Genomic DNA, 273 nt, shown 5'->3' with positions numbered 1-273 from the left:
TTGAGAAATAATCATGACATTTCGAGAAGATTGGGTACCAGACATCATGCGGTTGACAATATAAGTAATGGTCATTAGGGCAATAATCGAGTACATAACAGTATCAGTATCGAAGGCAACAAATCCAAGACCAACGATAATACCATCAATAATAGCCATTGTCAGACCTAATGATAAAGGGGTGTACTTGTGAATAAATTGAATAAGAATACCTGTTCCACCAGTAGAAGAATTTCCAAGGAAGACAAGCCCAAGTCCAAAACCTAGGATAAT

Annotated in this window: 1 protein-coding gene; it reads right to left on the bottom strand. The window is 37.0% G+C overall.

Going from position 1 to position 273, the window contains the following annotated elements; genetic code table 11:
- Positions 1-273 (bottom strand): YitT family protein (locus C1G53_RS00290; protein ID WP_161941337.1); only part of this gene is annotated, 273 nt, incomplete at both ends.

The organism is Streptococcus suis (assembly GCF_002960445.1).
GTDB classification, from domain to species: domain Bacteria; phylum Bacillota; class Bacilli; order Lactobacillales; family Streptococcaceae; genus Streptococcus; species Streptococcus hyiners.
The sequence above is the reverse complement of the archived record's forward strand: the minus strand, read 5'-3'. Positions and strand labels throughout refer to the sequence as shown.